The following is a 17,868-nucleotide window of genomic DNA, read 5'->3' on the forward strand; positions in this document are numbered from 1 at the left end:
CCATGTCCAAGAAGACCCGATCGTGGCTTTGGTTCCTTGTGCCCTCGCTGGTGGTGGCGGCGCTCGTTATCGCAATCAGCATCCCGGGGCTCGAGGCGGCCCAGGAAGAGATCGGCGCCGATTCCCTGGTGATTCCAATCGTTGCCATGCTCATCCTCGCAGTCGTTGCTGGCTCGGTTTTGGGGCTGATCGTGTTGGGCCTTCGAAAGCTAGTACGGCCGCGATCTGCCGCTTCATCCCGCGACTAGGAGTGAACCACCGGCGAAAATCCCCGGCGCGCAGCCCGGTAGGGTTAAGGGCATGACCGAACAACTTGCTGTCGCCGTGCTCGGCGCCCAGGGCCGCATGGGTATCGAAGCCGTCAAAGCGGTGGAGGCAGCCGCCGACATGAAGCTCGTCGCGGCGCTCGGCCGCGGCGATTCCCTTGATACCCTGCTCGACGCCGGCGCGAAGTATGTCGTGGACCTGACCGTTCCGGACAGCACCGAAGCGAACGTCCGTTTCGCCGTCGAACACGGCATGCACGCTGTTGTCGGCACCACCGGCTGGGACGCCGCGCGGCTCGCGACGCTGCGGGACTTGCTTGCGGCGAACCCGGAGGCAGGCGTCCTGATCGCCCCCAACTTCGCCCTCGGCTCCGTCCTTGCCTCGGCCTTCGCCGCCAAGGCTTCCAAGTATTTCGAATCGGTGGAAATCATCGAGCTGCACCACCCGAACAAGGTTGATGCTCCCTCGGGCACAGCCGTCCGCACGGCCCAGCTCATTGCCGCCGCCCGCGAAGAAGCCGGCGTCCCGGCTAGCCCGGATGCCACGAACACCGCCCTTGACGGTGCCCGTGGTTGCGATGTAGATGGTGTCCGAGTCCATAGCGTTCGCTTGCGGGGACTCGTGGCACATCAGGAAGTGCTCCTCGGCGGGCCGGGAGAGCAGCTGACCATACGCCACGATTCCTTCGACCGGGCGTCCTTCATGCCCGGCGTGTTGCTGGGTCTGCGCAATGTGGCGTCCCACCCCGGGCTGACGGTCGGCCTGGACGGCTATCTGGATCTGGGGCTGTAGGCGCATGGGCTCGCTCTGGAACGCATTCAAGCAGAACCGCACCAAGATCTGGGTGGGTGCCGTCACCTTGTTGTTGGTTCTTTACCTCGTGGTCACCTTCGAGCGCTCGATACTGCTGCTCAGTGACGCGAACCTGGTAGCCAAGGGAATCGGCGCTGCCTACTTGGTGCTTCCCATCATCGGAGCGTGGGCGCTGATCCGCGAGCTTGTGTTCGGTGCGCGCACGGAGAAGATGGCGAAGGTGCTCGAAGCCGAAGGCGGGCTGCCCGTGGACAACTTGCCCCGCACACCGGGAGGCCGCATCGTGCGTGCCGCCGCGGACGCCGAGTTTGAGAAGTACCGCGTGGAGGCCGAGGCCGCCCCCGAGGACTGGCGTTCCTGGTTCCGGCTCAGTTGCGCCTACGATGCCGCGGGCGACCGCAAGCGCGCAAGGGAATCCATGCGCGACGCCGTGCGCCTCTTCCGCACTGAGCCCACCGCAGCGGAGCGGTAGCGGCTGTCGCTAAGGAAACACACCTTGTATTCGAATATATGTTCGAATACCATGGCTGCATGAACGATCCTTCGAAGCGGCCGAACGGCTATCCCCAAGGCCTGGATGGGCCCATGAAGGCGATGAGCCCGGGCGTCGTCGATTTCCTCTTCCGGCAGCTTGTGGCGGGCGAGCCGCCTGAGGATGTGCAGTGGAGGCGCGAGGGAACCGTTCTGGGCGAACAGCAGCCGGGCGCCGAACTCGCCAGGCGGCTCGAGGAGGCTGACCTCGAATCGTTGACCCCCGTTGAATTGTTCGACTATGTGCGGGCCGCCCAGCGGCTGGGAGCGTGGGCGGACCGCTTGCGGGAGTCAGCGGTTGCGCTGTATTGCTCGCCGGAGGCGCCGGCCAAGCCCGGGCGCCATAGCGACGCTTCAGCCTGAGGCCTTGCTCCCATTTCGTTGAATTTGACGACAATCACGCGGGCCCCATTCTCCTAACCCGGAGCTGACAGGGTAACGTTTTTCATATGTCTGACTCTCGTGCGAACGTTCCTGCTCTCGGTACCCTTCTGACCGCCATGGTCACCCCGTTCACCAAGGACGGCGAAGTTGACTACAAGCAGGCAGCGGAACTGGCAGTCAAGCTTGTTGACGACGGCTGCGATGGCTTGGTCGTCACCGGAACAACCGGGGAGACATCCACGCTCACCGATGAGGAAAACCTTGGCATGTTCCGCGCCGTCAAGGATGCCGTAGGCGGTCGCGCGGCCATCATCGCGGGAACCGGAACCAACGACACTGCGCACTCGGTGCACCTCTCCCAGGAAGCCGCGAAGCTCGGCGTCGACGGACTCTTGATCGTCACTCCGTACTACAACAAGCCGAGCCAGGCCGGCGTCCGCGCCCACTTCGAGGCCATCGCGTCCGCCACCGAGCTCCCCGTCATGCTCTATGACATTCCCGGACGCTCCTCCATCCAGATCACGCCGGAGACCATGATCAGCCTGGCCGCCCACCCCAACATCGTTGCGGTCAAGGATGCCAAAGCCGACTTCGCCGCGGCCACCCGCGTCATGGCCGAAACCGACCTCCTCTTCTACTCGGGGGACGACGGCCTGACCCTCCAGTGGATGGCCATGGGTGCGGTAGGCCTGATTGGCGTCACCACCCACGTCGTTACCCGCCGTTTCCGTGAGCTCATCGACGCCATCAACGCGAACGACCTTGGCACGGCACGCAAGATCAACTTCGAACTCGAGCCCGTGATCCGCGCAACCATGACCCGGGTCCAAGGCGCCGTTGCCGCCAAACAAATTCTTAAATGGCAGGGAGTCCTGCCCAACTCGGTTGTCCGTTTGCCCCTCGTGGAGCCGGACACCGCCGAGATCGCAATCATCCGCGAGGACTTGGCGGAAGCTGGAATGGACTTCACTGTCTAGAACGATTCCGCCGGAAAGTAGCGCATTATGACCCAAACCGCCCTTCCCGGACTTGTCACCCCGCCCAAACTTCCGCAGGGAACACTCCGGATTGTGCCCCTTGGCGGGCTGGGGGAGATCGGCCGCAACATGGCCGTTTTCGAAATCAACGGCAAGCTGCTGGTAGTTGACTGCGGCGTGCTCTTCCCCGAAGAGACCCAGCCGGGTGTTGACCTGATCCTGCCCGATTTCTCCTACATCGAGGACAGGCTGGACGACGTCGTTGCCATCGTCCTGACGCACGGCCACGAAGACCACATCGGCGCTGTGCCGTACCTTCTTCGCCTGCGTCCGGACCTGCCGTTGGTCGGCTCCCAGCTGACGCTTGCCCTCGTCGAGGCCAAGCTCCAGGAACACCGGATCAAGCCGTACACGCTCACGGTCGCCGAAGGACAGGCGGAGCAGTTCGGCCCCTTCGAATGCGAATTCGTTGCCGTCAACCACTCCATTCCGGATGCCTTGGCCGTCTTCATCCGCACCGCCGGCGGCAACGTGCTGCATACGGGCGACTTCAAGATGGACCAATTGCCGCTGGACGGCCGCATCACGGACCTGCGCCACTTCGCCCGACTCGGCGAAGAAGGGGTGGACCTGTTCATGGCCGACTCCACCAACGCGGACGTCCCTGGCTTCACCACCGCGGAAAAGGAAATCGGTCCCACCTTGGACCGCTTGTTCGGCCAAGCCAAGAAGCGCATCATCGTTGCGTCCTTCTCCTCGCACGTGCACCGGGTCCAGCAAGTGCTCGACGCCGCCGCCAAGCATGGCCGCAATGTCGCCTTCGTGGGCCGTTCCATGGTGCGCAACATGGCTATCGCCGCGAAACTGGGCTACCTTGACGTCCCGCCTGGAATCCTCGTGGATATCAAGAACATCGACAACCTTCCGGACCACCGGGTGGTCCTCATGTCCACGGGCTCACAGGGTGAACCCATGGCGGCCTTGTCCCGGATGGCCAACGGTGACCACCGCGTGGTGGTCGGTCAGGGCGATACCGTCATTCTGGCCTCGAGCCTCATCCCGGGCAACGAGAATGCTGTCTACCGGATCATCAATGGGCTGCTCAAGCTTGGCGCCGACGTCGTGCACAAGGGCAACGCCAAAGTGCACGTCTCCGGCCACGCCGCTGCGGGCGAACTGCTCTACTGCTACAACATCCTCAAGCCCCTCAACGCGATGCCCGTGCACGGCGAAATGCGGCACCTCATCGCCAATGGCAACCTGGCGGAGGACTCCGGCGTCCCATCGGACCGAGTTATCCTCAGCGACAACGGCACGGTCATTGACGTCAGGGACCACAAAGCCAATGTGGTGGGCCAGGTGGAAGTGGGCTTCGTTTATGTGGACGGCTCCAGCGTGGGTGAAATCACCGACGCCGACCTCAAGGACCGCAGGATCCTCGGCGACGAGGGCTTCATCTCCGTTATCACCGTTATCAACCGGACCACCGGCAAGATCGTCTCGGGCCCGGAAATCCACGCCCGCGGCGTAGCCGAGGACGATTCCGTCTTTGACGAGATTATCCCCAAGATCAACGCAGCCCTCGAAGACGCAGTGCTCCACCACGCGGAACACACCACCCACCAGCTCCAGCAAGTGGTGCGTCGTGTGATCGGCACGTGGGTCAACCGCAAGCTTCGCCGGCGCCCCATGATCATCCCGTTGGTCTTGGAAGCTTAATCCCGGAGGCATAGGCCTGCAGGCGGCGCCGGCACAGGCATCGGTGTCAGGCTCCGAACGGCCCGGTTCAAGCGAACCGGGCCGTTCGTGTTTCAGGCCGGGCTCGCCTCAATACCGGGTCCGCAGAATGTCCAGGAGGGGCAACATGGTTCCTCCGTGCCCCTGAAATCCGCGGGTTTCCGGACGGGTTGGGGTAGCGTGGCCAATATGGCGACTCGTACTACCTCCGCGCCTAGAGGCAGCTCCAATAGCAAATCCGGCGGCTCAGGCAGCGGCCGGACCCCGGCTAAGACCGGCCGGAGCGGCACAGGCACGGCCCGCGGCAAGCAAGCCACCGTCGTCGAACCCCAACAGCCGTGGATCCTGCGCGCGCTTGCCGGCGTCTGGCTGGGAATCGGGCACGTGGTGGGCGCGGGCGTCCGCCGGATCGGTTACGACGTCAGTGACCTTGATCCCGCGGACCGCCGGGATGGCGCCGCGCTTTTCAACCTGGCCCTCGGTGTCTTCATAGCAACCTTCGCCTGGTGGGGATTCAAAGGCTGGTTCCCGGACGTTGTCTACAGCATCGTCAACGGAACCTTCGGCTGGGTATCCCTGCTTCTTCCGCTCATGCTTTTCGTCTGCGCTTTCCGGCTCTTCCGGCAGCCGTGGGACAGCCGTGGCAACAACCGCGTGGGCATCGGCTTCCTGATCATGACGTTCGCCGGCACAGGACTGGCCCACATCATCGGGGGTCAGCCGACTGTCGCCGATGGCTTCGAAGGCCTCCGGCGCGCGGGCGGGATGCTCGGCTTCCTCGCAGCCTCGCCTCTTGCCGCCATCCACCCCGCAGTGCCTGTCATCGTCTACGGCGCCTTGGCGTTCGTCTCCCTCCTGATTGTCACGGCCACGCCGTTCGGCGCCATACCCCGGCGTATACGCGGCGCCTACGAGCACCTCATGGGCGTTGACTTGGTGGATGCCGACGCGCAGCGCGGCGATTCCCACGACCGCAGCTACCTCTACGAAAACGAAGCGGCCGTTGAACCAAAGAAGAAGCGACGGAAGCGCTTCTTCGGCAAGGATCACGACGACGACCCCACGCTTGAGGGCTATGTCGGCGACGAGGCCTTCGAACACGCAATCGTCGACGACGACGCCCCTCCCGCAAAGGGCGGGCCGGCAGTTCCGCCCGGGGTTCGGAGGCCGACGCAGGCCGAAATCGCCGTCGAGAAGATCAAAGCCGCGCAGGGACTTGGAAGCCCGAAGGCGGTTGCGGACAACGCGACCGAAGCGATCCCACTGGTCGTGCCAACCGCCGTCGTCCCCCCGGTCATCGTGCCTTCGGCGCCCGTCAGTCCGCCACCACCCCCGACGCCGATCCCGCAGCGCACCGAGCAACTTTCGCTTGCCGGGGACGTCACCTACACCCTGCCGTCCTCGGACAACCTGACGCCCGGTTCCATCCCGAAGGAACGCACGGAAGCGAACGACGCCGTCGTGGCCGCCCTGACGGACACCTTGCAACAGTTCAACGTGGACGCCACTGTCACCGGCTTCAGCCGGGGGCCAACCGTGACCCGTTACGAGATCGAACTTGCTTCCGGCACCAAGGTGGAGCGCGTCACGGCCCTGTCCAAGAACATTTCCTACGCCGTTGCATCGAGTGACGTACGTATCCTCAGCCCCATCCCGGGCAAGTCGGCCATCGGCATCGAGATCCCCAACACGGACCGCGAAACTGTGTCCCTCGGCGATGTCCTGCGCAGCCAGAACGCGAGGCGGACCGACCACCCCATGGTGATGGGCGTCGGCAAGGACGTCGAGGGCGGCTACGTTGTCGCGAACCTCGCCAAGATGCCCCACTTGCTCGTGGCGGGTGCTACTGGTGCCGGTAAGTCGTCGTTCGTGAACTCCATGATCACATCGATCCTGATGCGCGCGACGCCCGACGAGGTCCGCATGGTCATGGTGGACCCCAAACGCGTCGAACTGACCGCGTACGAGGGTGTTCCGCACCTCATCACGCCCATCATCACGAACCCCAAGAAAGCTGCCGAGGCACTTCAGTGGGTAGTGCGCGAAATGGACGCCCGCTACGACGACCTCGCCAACTACGGCTTCAAGCACATCGATGACTTCAACAAGGCTGTCCGCGCTGGCAAGGTCGTTCCACCGGTTGACTCCAAGCGCATCATCAAGCCCTACCCTTACTTGCTGGTGATCGTGGACGAGCTCGCCGACCTCATGATGGTGGCCCCACGCGACGTCGAAGACTCGATTGTCCGCATCACCCAGCTCGCCCGTGCTGCCGGCATCCACTTGGTCCTGGCCACCCAGCGTCCTTCCGTCGACGTCGTCACCGGCCTGATCAAGGCGAACGTCCCCTCCCGTATGGCGTTCGCCACGTCCTCTGTCACCGACTCCCGGGTGGTCCTGGACCAACCCGGCGCGGAAAAGCTCATTGGCCAGGGTGACGCGCTCTTCCTGCCCATGGGCGCCTCCAAGGCGATGCGCGTGCAGGGCGCTTGGGTTACGGAGTCCGAAATCCACCGGGTAGTGGAACACGTCAAGGGACAACTCAAGGCCGTCTACCGTGACGACGTCGCGCCCGAGGCGCAGAAGAAGCAGATCGACGACGACATCGGAGACGATCTTGAAGTCCTGCTTCAGGCCACCGAACTTGTGGTCACCACCCAGTTCGGCTCCACGTCGATGTTGCAGCGCAAGCTCCGTGTCGGCTTTGCCAAGGCCGGCCGCCTCATGGACCTGCTGGAGTCGCGCGGCGTCGTGGGTCCATCCGAGGGTTCCAAGGCCCGCGATGTCCTGGTCAAGCCCGACGACCTCGCTCCCGTGCTTGCGGCCATGAAGGGCCAGGACGCTCCGGCCACGCCCGACGCGCACACGGCCGCCCTGAGCGAGAACGCGAACGCGAACATCGCGGTCGGCGGCTACGCAGAGGACCTCGTGGCCACCGATCTCGAGCGCCGCAAGCAGGTCACGGAATACCACGACGGCGCAGATGGTATCGAGGACCAAGACGAGGGCGGCGAAGACGCCTGGTCATTGACCGGACGGTAGCCTAGAGGGGTGACTACATCCGACGGCAGCAAAGCCGGTTCCAGCAGCTCCGATATCTGGAATCTGCCCAACATCCTGACGATGCTCCGAATTGTCCTGGTTCCGTTCTTCGTCTGGTTCCTTCTGGAGGACAACAGCCAGCACGGCCTCTGGCGCTGGGCCGCCGTGGTGGCCTTCGCCGTGGCGATCTATACGGACAAGCTCGACGGCGACATCGCCCGAAGCCGCAACCTCGTCACCAACTTCGGCAAGATCGCGGACCCGATTGCCGACAAGTTGCTGATCGGCTCGGCACTTGTTCTCCTCTCGGCGCTGGGAGAGCTGCCATGGTGGATCACCATCCTCATCCTCGTGCGCGAATGGGGCATCACGGCATTGCGCTTCTTCGTCATCCGCTATGGAGTGATGCCGGCCTCGCGTGGCGGCAAGCTGAAGACCGTCGTCCAGACTGTCGCCATCTTCCTTTACATCCTGCCGCTGAATTCTTTCGCTCCGTGGCTCCTCAGCGTGGCCTTCTGGGTCATGACCGTCGCCCTCGTCATCACGGTGTGGACCGGCGTCGAATACGTGATTGAAGCCGCAAAACTTCGCGCGGCCGGCAAGCGCGCATGAGCCCCGCCGCTCATGAGGTGGCCGCGTCCGCCGTCGCTCTCGCCATCGAGCGGGGCATCACTGTGGCTACCGCGGAATCCCTGACCGCCGGGATGGTTGCCGCCACCCTCGCTGATACTCCAGGGGCGTCAGGCATGCTCCAGGGCGGGGTGGTCGCCTATCAGAACGCGGTCAAGGCCGGAATCCTGGGGGTCTCCGAAGAGCTGCTTTCCGCGGTCGGATCCGTCGACGCAGAGGTGGCTGCGGCCATGGCCGACGGTGCCAGGCACGCATGCGGGGCCGACGTCGGGGTCTCCACTACGGGGGTTGCGGGGCCTTTGCCGCACGACGGGAAGCCGGTTGGCACGGTCTTCATTGGCGTGGCCACGCAGGGCGGAGCCACAGCGCATGCCTACTCCTTTCCGGGAGATCGGCCAAGTATCCGTGCGCAGGCAACAGCAGCTGCACTGGAGCGCTTGCTGGAGTGCCTTGTCCATGCCGACCTACCGCACGTAAAGTAGCCGGGAACAAAAACAGCGGCCCAATAGTTGTTACATTGTGTCGCCCCGGAATGGCCGGGGCGCCTAGGATGTAAAAAACAACCGGTACACCGGCAAGGTGAACCGGACTCACGAGGGAGCAAGGCGATACAGATGGTTAAGCAGCCCGTATCCGTAAACGGCGTTGTCCGCTGGAAGGATGTGGGCTTGGCCGAGAAGGCACCGAGCGAACAGAAGGAGCGCAAAATGGTTGTTCTGCGTCACGAAATTGGTGATGTCCTGCGGGACGTCCGCCAGCGCCAGGGCCGTACGCTCCGCGAAGTCTCACACAGCGCCCGCGTTTCCCTTGGTTACCTGAGCGAAGTTGAGCGCGGCCAGAAGGAAGCATCCTCAGAGCTGCTGTCCTCGATCTGCTCGGCTCTGGACGTTCCGTTGTCCGGCATGCTCCGCGAAGTCAGTGACCGGGTTGCCGTCGCCGAAGGCGTCGCTGTTCCGGACACCGTCCCGCAGGAATTTGCGCAGCGCTATGGCCGCGATCTTGACCGCGAGCTGAGCGCCGAACTGAACGACGATTTCACCCAAGGCCTGCTCTCCGGAGCCCGCTAGGCGGACCGGGCGCCGGCACGCAGTTGGCGGCGTGAGGTTCAGCCCTCGCTGCGGGATCCCGTTGCGCCGAAACGTCTGCGCCGAAACATCGGCACATGCTTGAAGCAAGAAGGAGGGCCTCCATATGGAGGCCCTCCTTCTTTGGTCTCTTGTGGGCTTGGCGCGGTCAGTCCTTGCCGATTCCTTCGCCGTAGGCAGCGTTGAGCCGTTCAATGTAGTCCGCCAGCGTCTGGATTTCTTCCAAAGGCCACTCACCCAGGCGCTCCCGGAACACCTGCCGGCGTGCGTCTTGGACCTGGTGCATCTTTTCTTCCCCCTTGGGGGTGAGCCGGATGGACTGTGCGCGGCCATCCTGGGGGTCGGCCTCTTTGTAGACCATGCCGATGCTCTCCAGGAACGCGATCTGGCGGCTCACCGACGGCTTCCCGACGCCGATGCACGAGGCGAGCTCCGTTAGGCGGATTGGCCCCTCTTTCCGGATGATCGTCAGCAGTCCGTAGGCAGCCGGCTCCATGTCGGGATGGACCTGGCGGGATAACTGGTGGGACAGCGATCGTGCGCGTCGCCAGAACATGCTCAGCTGGTGTTCAACCTGCTGGAGGGCGGCGTCGACGTTGTCGCCAACCTCCACCATCTCTGGCGCGTCGTCGGGAGTGTTGCTCATGACAACCATTCTAGAGTCCGCTCCCATGAGAGACTCTATTGGTGCGGATCAGTGACTTCTGGCGGCTGATGGACGATGAATTCGGGGCTGGCTACTCCCGGGTCCTCAGTAGCTCCCTTGTATTGGCCGGCGTCGGCGGCCGCACGGCAGACGATGCCTTGGCAGCGGGCTACAGCCCCCGCGACGTTTGGCTTGCCCTGTGCGACGTCCAGGACGTTCCTCCGGAGCGACGGCTCGGCAGGGACATCAAGCCCGCAGACAAGGGCTCCGGAACGTTCTGAGTTCCGGTTCCTGGCGGACACGCCCGCAAATTTGTTCGAATATCTGTTCGGATGAGGCTATGCTCCATTCAGAGGAAAATTGATCCTGGCGGAGCGGTTTCCGTGTCTTTCGACACCCGTAGTTGTCCACATAGGCGAAGTCGCACACAAAATTGTCAGCGGCAGGTACTAGCGTCGGATGAGACAGGAAAGCGGCCGTTCAGGCCAGTCCACAGCGAGAAAGCATCAGAGGTGTGAACCATGGCGGCAAATCAGGATCGTGAGAAGGCGCTCGAGGCAGCGCTAGCCCAGATCGACAAGCAATTCGGCAAGGGCTCGGTCATGCGCCTTGGGGACGAAGTCCGGGCGCCCATCGAAGTTATTCCCACTGGTTCCATCGCCTTGGATGTCGCTCTTGGTATTGGCGGGCTGCCTCGTGGCCGTGTCGTCGAAATCTACGGTCCGGAATCCTCGGGTAAGACCACCGTCGCACTTCACGCTGTGGCCAACGCCCAGCGCCAGGGCGGCATCGCGGCATTCATCGACGCCGAGCACGCCCTCGATCCCGAGTATGCTGCAAAACTGGGCGTCGATACAGACGCCCTGCTGGTTTCGCAGCCGGATACGGGTGAGCAGGCGCTCGAGATCATGGACATGCTGATCGGCTCAGGCTCCTTGGACGTCATCGTGATCGACTCCGTCGCCGCCTTGGTTCCCCGCGCTGAAATCGAAGGCGAAATGGGCGATTCCCACGTCGGCCTCCAGGCCCGTCTCATGAGCCAGGCCCTTCGTAAGATCACCGGCCGCCTGAGCCAGACGAAGACGACTGCTATCTTCATCAACCAGCTCCGTGAGAAGATCGGCGTTTTCTTCGGTTCCCCGGAAACCACTACCGGTGGTAAGGCCCTGAAGTTCTACGCTTCCATCCGCATCGACGTCCGACGCATCCAGACGCTGAAGGAAGGCGCGGATTCTGTAGGTAACCGCACCAAGGCCAAGATCGTCAAAAACAAGATGGCTCCGCCCTTCAAGATCGCGGAGTTCGACATCATCTACGGCCAGGGCATTTCCCGTGAGGGCGGCATCATCGATATGGGCGTCGAGCACGGCATCATCAAGAAGTCCGGTTCATGGTTCACCTACGACGGTGACCAGCTTGGGCAGGGCATGGAGAACTCCCGCCGCTTCCTGCGCGACAACCCGGAGCTGGCAGCGGACCTCGAGCGGCTCATCAAGGAAAAGCTTGGCGTCGGAGTAGTCAAGCCTGCCGAAGCCGAGAAATCGCCGAAGCTGAAGGCCGTTGACGGCTAAGCGCGAGGGCCACTCCCGGTCCTGGGGTCCGTCTGCGGATTCGTCCGTGGCAGCAGACCTTGAAGCCAATCCGGAAGCAGTTGCACGGGCCATTGTGCTCCGTCAACTGACCAATTCTCCCAAGAGCAGGTTTCAGCTTGCGCGCAAACTGGCTGAACGGAATGTGCCGGAAGACGTGGCTGAAGCCGTTCTGGATCGCTTCGAGGAAGTTCGGCTCATTGATGACGCCGACTTCGCGGAGATGTGGGTCCGCAGCCGTGCGCAGTCGAGGAAACTCGCCCGGGGTGCCTTGAGACGCGAATTAGCAGACAAAGGCATCGACGCTGAAACGGCCGAGAAAGCGCTCGCGCAAGTGAGCGATGACGACGAGCGGAACGCTGCCAGGGACCTGGTCGCCCGCCGTTTGAGGGCCGGAACAGACCTCTCCGACAGGACCGAGCGGGACAAGCAAACCCGGCGGCTCGCGTCGATGCTTGCCCGTAAGGGCTACCAACCATCGGCGGCGTTCCGGATTGTCGGCGAGGTCCTGGACGAAGCATCGTCGGGGGACGCGGAGTCCCACGGTGCAGGGGTGCGCGGTGGTGGTGAAGCAGGCGACATCGGCTAGGCGGCGTCGCCGGCGTAACTGAGAGCTGCCTGTGAGTATTGTCCCGGGCGGCGGGGAGGGATGGCTTCTTGGCGGTCTTCGGCTAGGGTTCTGGACTAGTGTTCCGAGTCGGGAAGCAGGTCAGATCCAATGAATCCGTTGTCGTTACGGCTTTCGGCAATCATTGTGCCCTTGCTTGTCGCGTCGCTTCTCCAAGCAGGCCCGGCTTCCGCGGACGACGATGCCCCGCCGTCGGGGTACCCCAGTTGGGCAGAGGTACAGCAGGCCCAAGGGAACGAAGCCGCCGCAAGCGCCGAAGTGGACCGCATCAACCAGTTATTGGCCAGCCTTCAACAGAAGTCCGGCGAGCTCGGGGCGGCAGCCATCAAGGCGGGAACTGAATACGCGAAGGCCCATGACGCCCTGCAGCATCAGCAGGCAGTCACGCAGAAACTGGCTGAGGCGTCCCAACAGGCGAAGGCAAAAGCGGATTCACTGAAGAAGGCCACTTCCTCCCTGGTGGTCAAGGCATACGAGTCGGGCGGCTTCGATCCTGGGCCGTGGTCCCTAGCGAATGCCGCCATCGCACCGGACAATATTCAAAATTTCGCCTTGCTGAACAAGGTCCTCGATCGTACGGCGAAGCTGCACGATGACGCGCTGAGCGCTTCCCAGGCATCCGCCGCGGCAACGGCGCAGGAACAAGCTGCCCGCGATGTCTTGGCCCAGTTGGACAGTGACGCCGCGGCAAAGGCCCAGGCCGCGGAGTCTGCGAGGCGCGCCGCCGAAGACAGTGTTGCCGCCACGGACGGCCAGCGAAAGACCATGGTCGCCCAGCTCGCGTCCTTGACGTCCACTTCTGCTGCAGTCGCGCAGAAATACCAAGACGGCCAGGTGGCGCTTGCCGCTTATCAGGCTGCCCAGGAGGCCAAGAGGGAGGCGGCACAGCGCCAGGCTGAAGCCGACGCCCTGGCGGCAGCCAACCAGCGGGCGGCGCAGCAGCAAGCCGTCCAGCCCCCCATCAGCAGCGGCGGAGGCGCCAGCAGTAGCAACAACAGCGGCGGCTTCGTAGGCGGGGGAGGCGGTGGCGGAGGAAACGTCGTCAACGACCCCGCAGGTGCACGGCAATATGCGTCCTCCCGGCTCGGCGCCTACGGCTGGGGCCAGGACCAAATGCAGTGCCTGTCCCAGCTGTGGACCCAGGAATCAAGCTGGATGACAGATGCCACCAATCCCAGCAGCGGTGCCTACGGAGTTGCGCAGGCGCTGCCGCCGGACAAGTACTATTCGGCAGGCAGCGATTGGCTCAGCAACTACCGGACACAGATCGATTGGGGCCTAGGCTATATCCGCGACCGCTACGGTTCGCCCTGCAACGCTTGGCAGCATGAGATGGGCTTCAACTGGTACTAGTCCGAGGGGCTACCCTAGATTGGTGAGTTCCCCTTCCGCAGCACCAGCACCAGCCCCCATTCAGCAGCCCGCTCCGGGCCCTGTCAGCGAGCCCGCGTCCGAGCAGGGTGCAAAGGGCACCTACCAGGTCCGCACCTTCGGTTGCCAAATGAATGTCCATGACTCCGAGCGCATGGCAGGACTCCTGGAGGATGCAGGATACGTACCCTTCGAGGGCGGCGTCGCCGACGTCGTGGTCTTCAATACCTGCGCAGTCCGTGAGAACGCCGACAACAAGCTTTACGGCAACCTCGGGGAGCTCAAGCAGGTCAAGGCTGCCCATCCGGGCATGCAGATCGCCGTGGGCGGATGCCTGGCGCAAAAGGACCGCGAAACCATCGTGCGCAAGGCTCCGTGGGTGGATGCCGTGTTCGGCACCCACAATGTGGGGGCGCTCCCGGCGTTGCTGGACAGGGCCCGCCACAACAACGAGGCACAGCTCGAAATCCTGGAATCGCTCGACGTCTTTCCGTCCACCTTGCCGACCAAGCGTGACTCCGTGTACTCGGGATGGGTTTCCATCTCCGTCGGGTGCAACAACACCTGCACGTTCTGCATCGTCCCGTCGCTCCGCGGCAAGGAAAAGGACCGCCGTCCCGGCGAGATCCTGGCCGAAATCCAGGCCTTGGTGGACGACGGCGCCGTCGAGGTCACCCTGCTCGGCCAGAACGTGAACTCCTACGGCGTGGAATTCGGGGACCGCCTGGCTTTCTCCAAACTGCTCCGCGCCTGCGGTGACATCGAGGGCCTCGAACGTGTCCGCTTCACGAGCCCGCACCCGGCTGCCTTCACTGACGACGTCATCGACGCGATGGCCGAGACCCCCAACGTCATGCCGCAGTTGCACATGCCACTCCAGTCCGGCTCGGACAAGGTCCTCAAGGACATGCGCCGCTCCTACCGCTCCACCAAGTTCCTGGGCATCCTGGACAAGGTCCGTGACAAGATTCCCCACGCCGCGATCACCACCGACATCATCGTGGGCTTCCCCGGGGAGACCGAAGAGGACTTCCAAGACACGCTCGACGTCGTCGAGAAGTCGCGCTTCGCCTCAGCCTTCACCTTCCAGTACTCCAAGCGCCCGGGCACCCCCGCCGCGGAGCTTCCGGAACAGCTCCCCAAGGCCGTTGTCCAGGAACGCTATGAGCGGCTGACCGCCCTCCAGGACCGCATCGCGGCCGAGGAGAACGCGAAACAGCTCGGACGCCGGGTTGAACTCCTGGTCACGGCCCAGTCCGGACGCAAGGCAGAAGAAACGCATCGCTTGTCCGGCCGCTCCCAGGACCAGCGGCTGGTCCACTTCTCCGTGCCCGAGGGCGCAGAGACCCCGAGGCCCGGCGACTTCGTCACCGTGACGATCACCGGGGCTGCTGCCTTCCACCTCGTCTCCGATCCGGCGACGACGGCGGACTACAGCTTGAGGCGCTCTCGTGCCGGCGACGCTTGGGACCGTTCGCAGGCCGATTCCTGTGGCGCTCCGGCACCGGGCGCCGGGGGCGCCGGGTCCGGCAGCCTGAAGGGCGTCTCCCTTGGCATGCCGTCGCTTCCCGTGCGGCGCGGCTAGCCCGGCATGACAGCAGTATCGGCCGGATCAGCGGATCCGAATCCGCCCGTGATCGCCGTCGTCGGACCCACCGGTTCCGGTAAGTCCGATCTCGCCGTCCAGCTCGCCCTCGCGATCGACGGCGAGGTCATCAACGCCGATGCCATGCAGTTCTACCGTGGAATGGATATCGGCACAGCCAAGATCAGCGTCCCTGAACGCAGGGGAGTGCCCCACCACCTCCTGGACACGATGGATGTCACCGAGGAAGCGAGCGTCTCTGCTTTCCAGGCCGACTCCCGAGCCGCCATTCGCGATATTCATCACCGCGGCAAGAGGGCGATTCTGGTGGGCGGCTCCGGCCTTTATGTCCGGGCAGCGTTGGATGTCCTGGAATTTCCCGGCACGGACCCCGGCGTACGGCAACGGCTGGAGCTGGAGCACGAGACATCCGGTCTTCCAGGCCTCCAGGAACGTCTGCAGCGCGTCGACCCCGTGTCCGCCGGAAGGCTCGGTGACGCACGCCGCGTCATCCGCGCGCTGGAAGTCTTCGAGCTCACGGGGCGCCCGTTCAGCTCGTTCATGCCGAAGCGAGAGTACTTCCAGCCGGCCGTGCAGATAGGGCTCGACGTCGACCGCGGAGTACTGCGCGAGCGTTTGGCCGAGCGCGTCCTGAGGATGGTCGACGCGGGACTTCTTGAAGAAGTCGCGCGGCTGGACGCCGCCGGACTGCGGCAAGGCAAGACAGCATCGCGGGCGCTCGGATATGCCCAGTTCCTCCGGGTCCTCGACGGCCAGTCCGACGCGGCTACCGCGGCTGAAGAAACCATCGTCGCCACCCGGCAATTCGCCCGCCGCCAGCTCACCTGGTTCCGGGCGGACCCCCGGATCCATTGGCTTGACTGGCAGGATCCGGATTTGGTGGCCAAAGCGGCAGAAATTTGCGCGAGCCCGGCGTCGGTGATTTAGGCGCAACCCTTAGTGCAGGTAGCCTTGAGCCATGGATGAAACCCTTGCATTTTCCGCCCCGCAGCCTGCCGCTGCCGGCGGTGCCGTACCCGCATCCGGTCTTCACGGCCTGGCCTTCTCCAAGGGGCACGGTACGGGCAACGACTTCGTCCTCATCGCGGACCCCGAAGACGCGCACCAGATTTCCCCGGAGCAGGTCGCAGCGCTTTGTGACCGCCACGTGGGCATCGGCGGGGACGGGCTCATCCGGGCGGTCCCTTCACGGTTTCTGTCCGAAGGCCTCCAGCTGCTCGAAGCAGACTCCGATGCCGAGTGGTTCATGGACTACCGCAACGGCGACGGTTCGCTGTCCGAGATGTGCGGCAACGGCGTCCGCGTCTTCGTCCAATTCCTGATCGAGCAGGGCCTTGTCACGCTCAACGCCGGTGAATCCCTGACCATCGGGACGCGTGGCGGCATCAAGAAGATTGTCCGGACCGCTGAGGGCTTTGCGGTGGACATGGGTCCTTGGGAGTTCATTTTCCCCAAGGATGCCACCAGCAAGGCCATGGACTCCCTCGTCAGCGCCGACGGGCTGGAAGTCGCCCGGCCTGCCCTTTCTGTCAGCATGGGCAACCCGCACACTGTAGTGGCATTGGCTGAACTGTCCGAGCTCAAATCCACGCAGCTCTTCAAGGCGCCCGTCGTTGATCCCAAGCCGACCAACGGCACCAACGTCGAATTCGTGGTTCCCGCGGAGCCCCTCGTTCACGACGGCATAGGCAACATCACCATGCGGGTCCACGAACGCGGCGTCGGCGAGACCCAGTCGTGCGGCACTGGTGCCTGCGCGGCCGCCGTCGCCATCCGCCACTGGGCCGGGGAAGGCGCTCCCGACACATGGCGCGTCAAGGTGCCGGGCGGCGTCGTCGGCGTGCGGTTCTTCCCGGGAGAAAGCGGCCGTGAACACGTGGAGCTCAGCGGCCCCGCCGTGATTGTCGCTAGCGGGACGCTTTCCTGATCCGCAGAACGCGGAAGGATTTCGACGTACTTTCCCGGGATATCGAGAAGGAACCGTCGAGGGTATCGGCCAGCCAACGCTGAAGCGAGTCCGCTCCAAGGTTTTTCTGCACCACAAGCCAGGCGTTTCCACCCGGAGCGAGACGCGGCAGCCACCTGAGCAGCAGATTGTGGAGTTCATCCTTGCCGATGCGGATGGGCGGGTTTGACCAGATGGTGTCGAACATCACGGCAGGGTCGACATCGTCGGGCAGGCTCGCAGTGACATTCCCGAGCTCCAGCAGGGCGGCGTTCTCGTTGGTCAGGGTGACGCAACGCTCGTTGACATCAACCGCGTGGACGCGCGCGTGCGGCGCCATCAGCCCCATCGTCAACGCAATGGGACCCCAGCCGCAGCCGATGTCCAGCAGATTTCCCTGCGGTGCCGGCGGTGGAACCTCGGAAAGCAGGATCGCTGTTCCCTTGTCGATCCCGTCGGGGCTGAAGATGCCGCCCGATGTCTGGAGCCGGCGGGTCGCGCCGGCCAGTTCCACCGTGAGGGGCTTGCGGGTGAACGGCCCCGCGGGCTGTGCGCTGAAATAGTGAGCAGACTCCATAGCTTGCCAGATTAGTGGCCAGCGGCGGGCAAGGGAAACC

The 17,868-nt window shown here is 64.0% G+C and carries 19 protein-coding genes; 17 read left to right on the forward strand and 2 right to left on the reverse strand.

Annotation, left to right across the window (positions count from 1 at the left end):
• The first annotated feature begins 2 nt into the window (after window positions 1-2).
• The 10 genes from ABEA18_RS13010 (at window position 3) to ABEA18_RS13055 (ending at window position 9,448) form a co-directional block, all read left to right on the forward strand.
• Window positions 3-248: a hypothetical protein gene (locus tag ABEA18_RS13010; protein ID WP_345449810.1), complete on the forward strand. Its 246-nt coding sequence runs from the start codon at window positions 3-5 to the stop codon at window positions 246-248.
• Between the two features lie 52 nt (window positions 249-300).
• Window positions 301-1,059, forward strand: coding sequence for a 4-hydroxy-tetrahydrodipicolinate reductase (gene dapB, locus ABEA18_RS13015; RefSeq protein WP_345449811.1), 759 nt, complete (start codon window positions 301-303; stop codon window positions 1,057-1,059).
• Between the two features lie 4 nt (window positions 1,060-1,063).
• Window positions 1,064-1,552 carry a hypothetical protein gene (locus ABEA18_RS13020; RefSeq protein ID WP_236816689.1) on the forward strand — a complete coding sequence of 163 codons (489 nt, stop codon included), beginning with the start codon at window positions 1,064-1,066 and terminating at the stop codon, window positions 1,550-1,552.
• Window positions 1,553-1,611: 59 nt separating this feature from the next.
• Window positions 1,612-1,974, forward strand: coding sequence for a hypothetical protein (locus ABEA18_RS13025; protein WP_345449812.1), 363 nt, complete (start codon window positions 1,612-1,614; stop codon window positions 1,972-1,974).
• Between the two features lie 86 nt (window positions 1,975-2,060).
• Window positions 2,061-2,972, forward strand: coding sequence for a 4-hydroxy-tetrahydrodipicolinate synthase (dapA, locus tag ABEA18_RS13030; protein ID WP_345449813.1), 912 nt, complete (start codon window positions 2,061-2,063; stop codon window positions 2,970-2,972).
• Between the two features lie 27 nt (window positions 2,973-2,999).
• On the forward strand, window positions 3,000-4,691 hold the full coding sequence (locus ABEA18_RS13035; protein ID WP_345449814.1) for a ribonuclease J: 1,692 nt from the start codon (window positions 3,000-3,002) through the stop codon (window positions 4,689-4,691).
• Window positions 4,692-4,898: 207 nt separating this feature from the next.
• Window positions 4,899-7,751, forward strand: coding sequence for an FtsK/SpoIIIE family DNA translocase (locus tag ABEA18_RS13040; protein ID WP_345449815.1), 2,853 nt, complete (start codon window positions 4,899-4,901; stop codon window positions 7,749-7,751).
• 9 nt (window positions 7,752-7,760) lie between these two features.
• Window positions 7,761-8,363: a CDP-diacylglycerol--glycerol-3-phosphate 3-phosphatidyltransferase gene (pgsA, locus tag ABEA18_RS13045; protein WP_345449816.1), complete on the forward strand. Its 603-nt coding sequence runs from the start codon at window positions 7,761-7,763 to the stop codon at window positions 8,361-8,363.
• Window positions 8,360-8,863, forward strand: coding sequence for a CinA family protein (locus tag ABEA18_RS13050; protein ID WP_345449817.1), 504 nt, complete (start codon window positions 8,360-8,362; stop codon window positions 8,861-8,863). Before pgsA ends, ABEA18_RS13050 begins: the two co-directional genes overlap by 4 nt.
• 132 nt (window positions 8,864-8,995) lie before the next feature.
• A complete protein-coding gene (locus ABEA18_RS13055) occupies window positions 8,996-9,448 on the forward strand; it encodes a helix-turn-helix domain-containing protein (protein WP_345449818.1) in 453 nt (150 codons plus the stop codon).
• A gap of 166 nt (window positions 9,449-9,614) precedes the next feature.
• Here the strand turns inward: ABEA18_RS13055 and ABEA18_RS13060 are convergent, their stop codons facing one another.
• Window positions 9,615-10,112 carry a MarR family winged helix-turn-helix transcriptional regulator gene (locus ABEA18_RS13060; protein WP_284989330.1) on the reverse strand — a complete coding sequence of 166 codons (498 nt, stop codon included), beginning with the start codon at window positions 10,110-10,112 and terminating at the stop codon, window positions 9,615-9,617.
• 41 nt (window positions 10,113-10,153) lie between these two features.
• On the opposite strand from ABEA18_RS13060, the gene ABEA18_RS13065 reads away from it, so the two are divergent.
• The 7 genes from ABEA18_RS13065 (at window position 10,154) to dapF (ending at window position 17,233) form a co-directional block, all read left to right on the forward strand.
• Window positions 10,154-10,393, forward strand: a complete 240-nt coding sequence (locus ABEA18_RS13065; protein ID WP_345449819.1) for a DUF3046 domain-containing protein — start codon at window positions 10,154-10,156, stop codon at window positions 10,391-10,393.
• Window positions 10,394-10,633: 240 nt separating this feature from the next.
• On the forward strand, window positions 10,634-11,683 hold the full coding sequence (gene recA, locus ABEA18_RS13070; RefSeq protein WP_234753124.1) for a recombinase RecA: 1,050 nt from the start codon (window positions 10,634-10,636) through the stop codon (window positions 11,681-11,683).
• A gap of 46 nt (window positions 11,684-11,729) precedes the next feature.
• Window positions 11,730-12,290 (forward strand): regulatory protein RecX, encoded by a 561-nt coding sequence (locus ABEA18_RS13075; protein ID WP_345449820.1) that lies wholly within the window; start codon window positions 11,730-11,732, stop codon window positions 12,288-12,290.
• Window positions 12,291-12,419: 129 nt separating this feature from the next.
• Window positions 12,420-13,682, forward strand: coding sequence for an aggregation-promoting factor C-terminal-like domain-containing protein (locus ABEA18_RS13080; protein WP_345449821.1), 1,263 nt, complete (start codon window positions 12,420-12,422; stop codon window positions 13,680-13,682).
• Window positions 13,657-15,285 carry a tRNA (N6-isopentenyl adenosine(37)-C2)-methylthiotransferase MiaB gene (gene miaB, locus ABEA18_RS13085; RefSeq protein WP_345449822.1) on the forward strand — a complete coding sequence of 543 codons (1,629 nt, stop codon included), beginning with the start codon at window positions 13,657-13,659 and terminating at the stop codon, window positions 15,283-15,285. Before ABEA18_RS13080 ends, miaB begins: the two co-directional genes overlap by 26 nt.
• A gap of 6 nt (window positions 15,286-15,291) precedes the next feature.
• On the forward strand, window positions 15,292-16,233 hold the full coding sequence (gene miaA / locus ABEA18_RS13090) for a tRNA (adenosine(37)-N6)-dimethylallyltransferase MiaA (protein ID WP_345449823.1): 942 nt from the start codon (window positions 15,292-15,294) through the stop codon (window positions 16,231-16,233).
• A 31-nt stretch (window positions 16,234-16,264) separates the two neighbouring features.
• Window positions 16,265-17,233: a diaminopimelate epimerase gene (dapF, locus tag ABEA18_RS13095; protein WP_345449824.1), complete on the forward strand. Its 969-nt coding sequence runs from the start codon at window positions 16,265-16,267 to the stop codon at window positions 17,231-17,233.
• Here the strand turns inward: dapF and ABEA18_RS13100 are convergent.
• Window positions 17,214-17,828: a class I SAM-dependent methyltransferase gene (locus ABEA18_RS13100; RefSeq protein WP_236816702.1), complete on the reverse strand. Its 615-nt coding sequence runs from the start codon at window positions 17,826-17,828 to the stop codon at window positions 17,214-17,216. The two genes, dapF and ABEA18_RS13100, sit on opposite strands and share 20 nt — an antisense overlap.
• Between the last annotated feature and the right edge of the window lie 40 nt (window positions 17,829-17,868).

This window comes from Arthrobacter gyeryongensis (assembly GCF_039543785.1).
Taxonomy (GTDB): domain Bacteria; phylum Actinomycetota; class Actinomycetes; order Actinomycetales; family Micrococcaceae; genus Arthrobacter; species Arthrobacter gyeryongensis.

Bases quoted from the DNA above. Each gene is read 5' to 3' on its own strand.
- ABEA18_RS13010 (WP_345449810.1), top strand. From the start codon at position 3: ATGTCCAAGAAGACCCGATCGTGGCTTTGGTTCCTTGTGCCCTCGCTG.
- dapB (WP_345449811.1), top strand. From the start codon at position 301: ATGACCGAACAACTTGCTGTCGCCGTGCTCGGCGCCCAGGGCCGCATG.
- ABEA18_RS13020 (WP_236816689.1), top strand. From the start codon at position 1,064: ATGGGCTCGCTCTGGAACGCATTCAAGCAGAACCGCACCAAGATCTGG.
- ABEA18_RS13025 (WP_345449812.1), top strand. From the start codon at position 1,612: ATGAACGATCCTTCGAAGCGGCCGAACGGCTATCCCCAAGGCCTGGAT.
- dapA (WP_345449813.1), top strand. From the start codon at position 2,061: ATGTCTGACTCTCGTGCGAACGTTCCTGCTCTCGGTACCCTTCTGACC.
- ABEA18_RS13035 (WP_345449814.1), top strand. From the start codon at position 3,000: ATGACCCAAACCGCCCTTCCCGGACTTGTCACCCCGCCCAAACTTCCG.
- ABEA18_RS13040 (WP_345449815.1), top strand. From the start codon at position 4,899: ATGGCGACTCGTACTACCTCCGCGCCTAGAGGCAGCTCCAATAGCAAA.
- ABEA18_RS13050 (WP_345449817.1), top strand. From the start codon at position 8,360: ATGAGCCCCGCCGCTCATGAGGTGGCCGCGTCCGCCGTCGCTCTCGCC.
- ABEA18_RS13055 (WP_345449818.1), top strand. From the start codon at position 8,996: ATGGTTAAGCAGCCCGTATCCGTAAACGGCGTTGTCCGCTGGAAGGAT.
- ABEA18_RS13060 (WP_284989330.1), bottom strand. From the start codon at position 10,112: ATGAGCAACACTCCCGACGACGCGCCAGAGATGGTGGAGGTTGGCGAC.
- recA (WP_234753124.1), top strand. From the start codon at position 10,634: ATGGCGGCAAATCAGGATCGTGAGAAGGCGCTCGAGGCAGCGCTAGCC.
- ABEA18_RS13080 (WP_345449821.1), top strand. From the start codon at position 12,420: ATGAATCCGTTGTCGTTACGGCTTTCGGCAATCATTGTGCCCTTGCTT.
- miaB (WP_345449822.1), top strand. From the start codon at position 13,657: ATGAGATGGGCTTCAACTGGTACTAGTCCGAGGGGCTACCCTAGATTG.
- miaA (WP_345449823.1), top strand. From the start codon at position 15,292: ATGACAGCAGTATCGGCCGGATCAGCGGATCCGAATCCGCCCGTGATC.
- dapF (WP_345449824.1), top strand. From the start codon at position 16,265: ATGGATGAAACCCTTGCATTTTCCGCCCCGCAGCCTGCCGCTGCCGGC.
- ABEA18_RS13100 (WP_236816702.1), bottom strand. From the start codon at position 17,828: ATGGAGTCTGCTCACTATTTCAGCGCACAGCCCGCGGGGCCGTTCACC.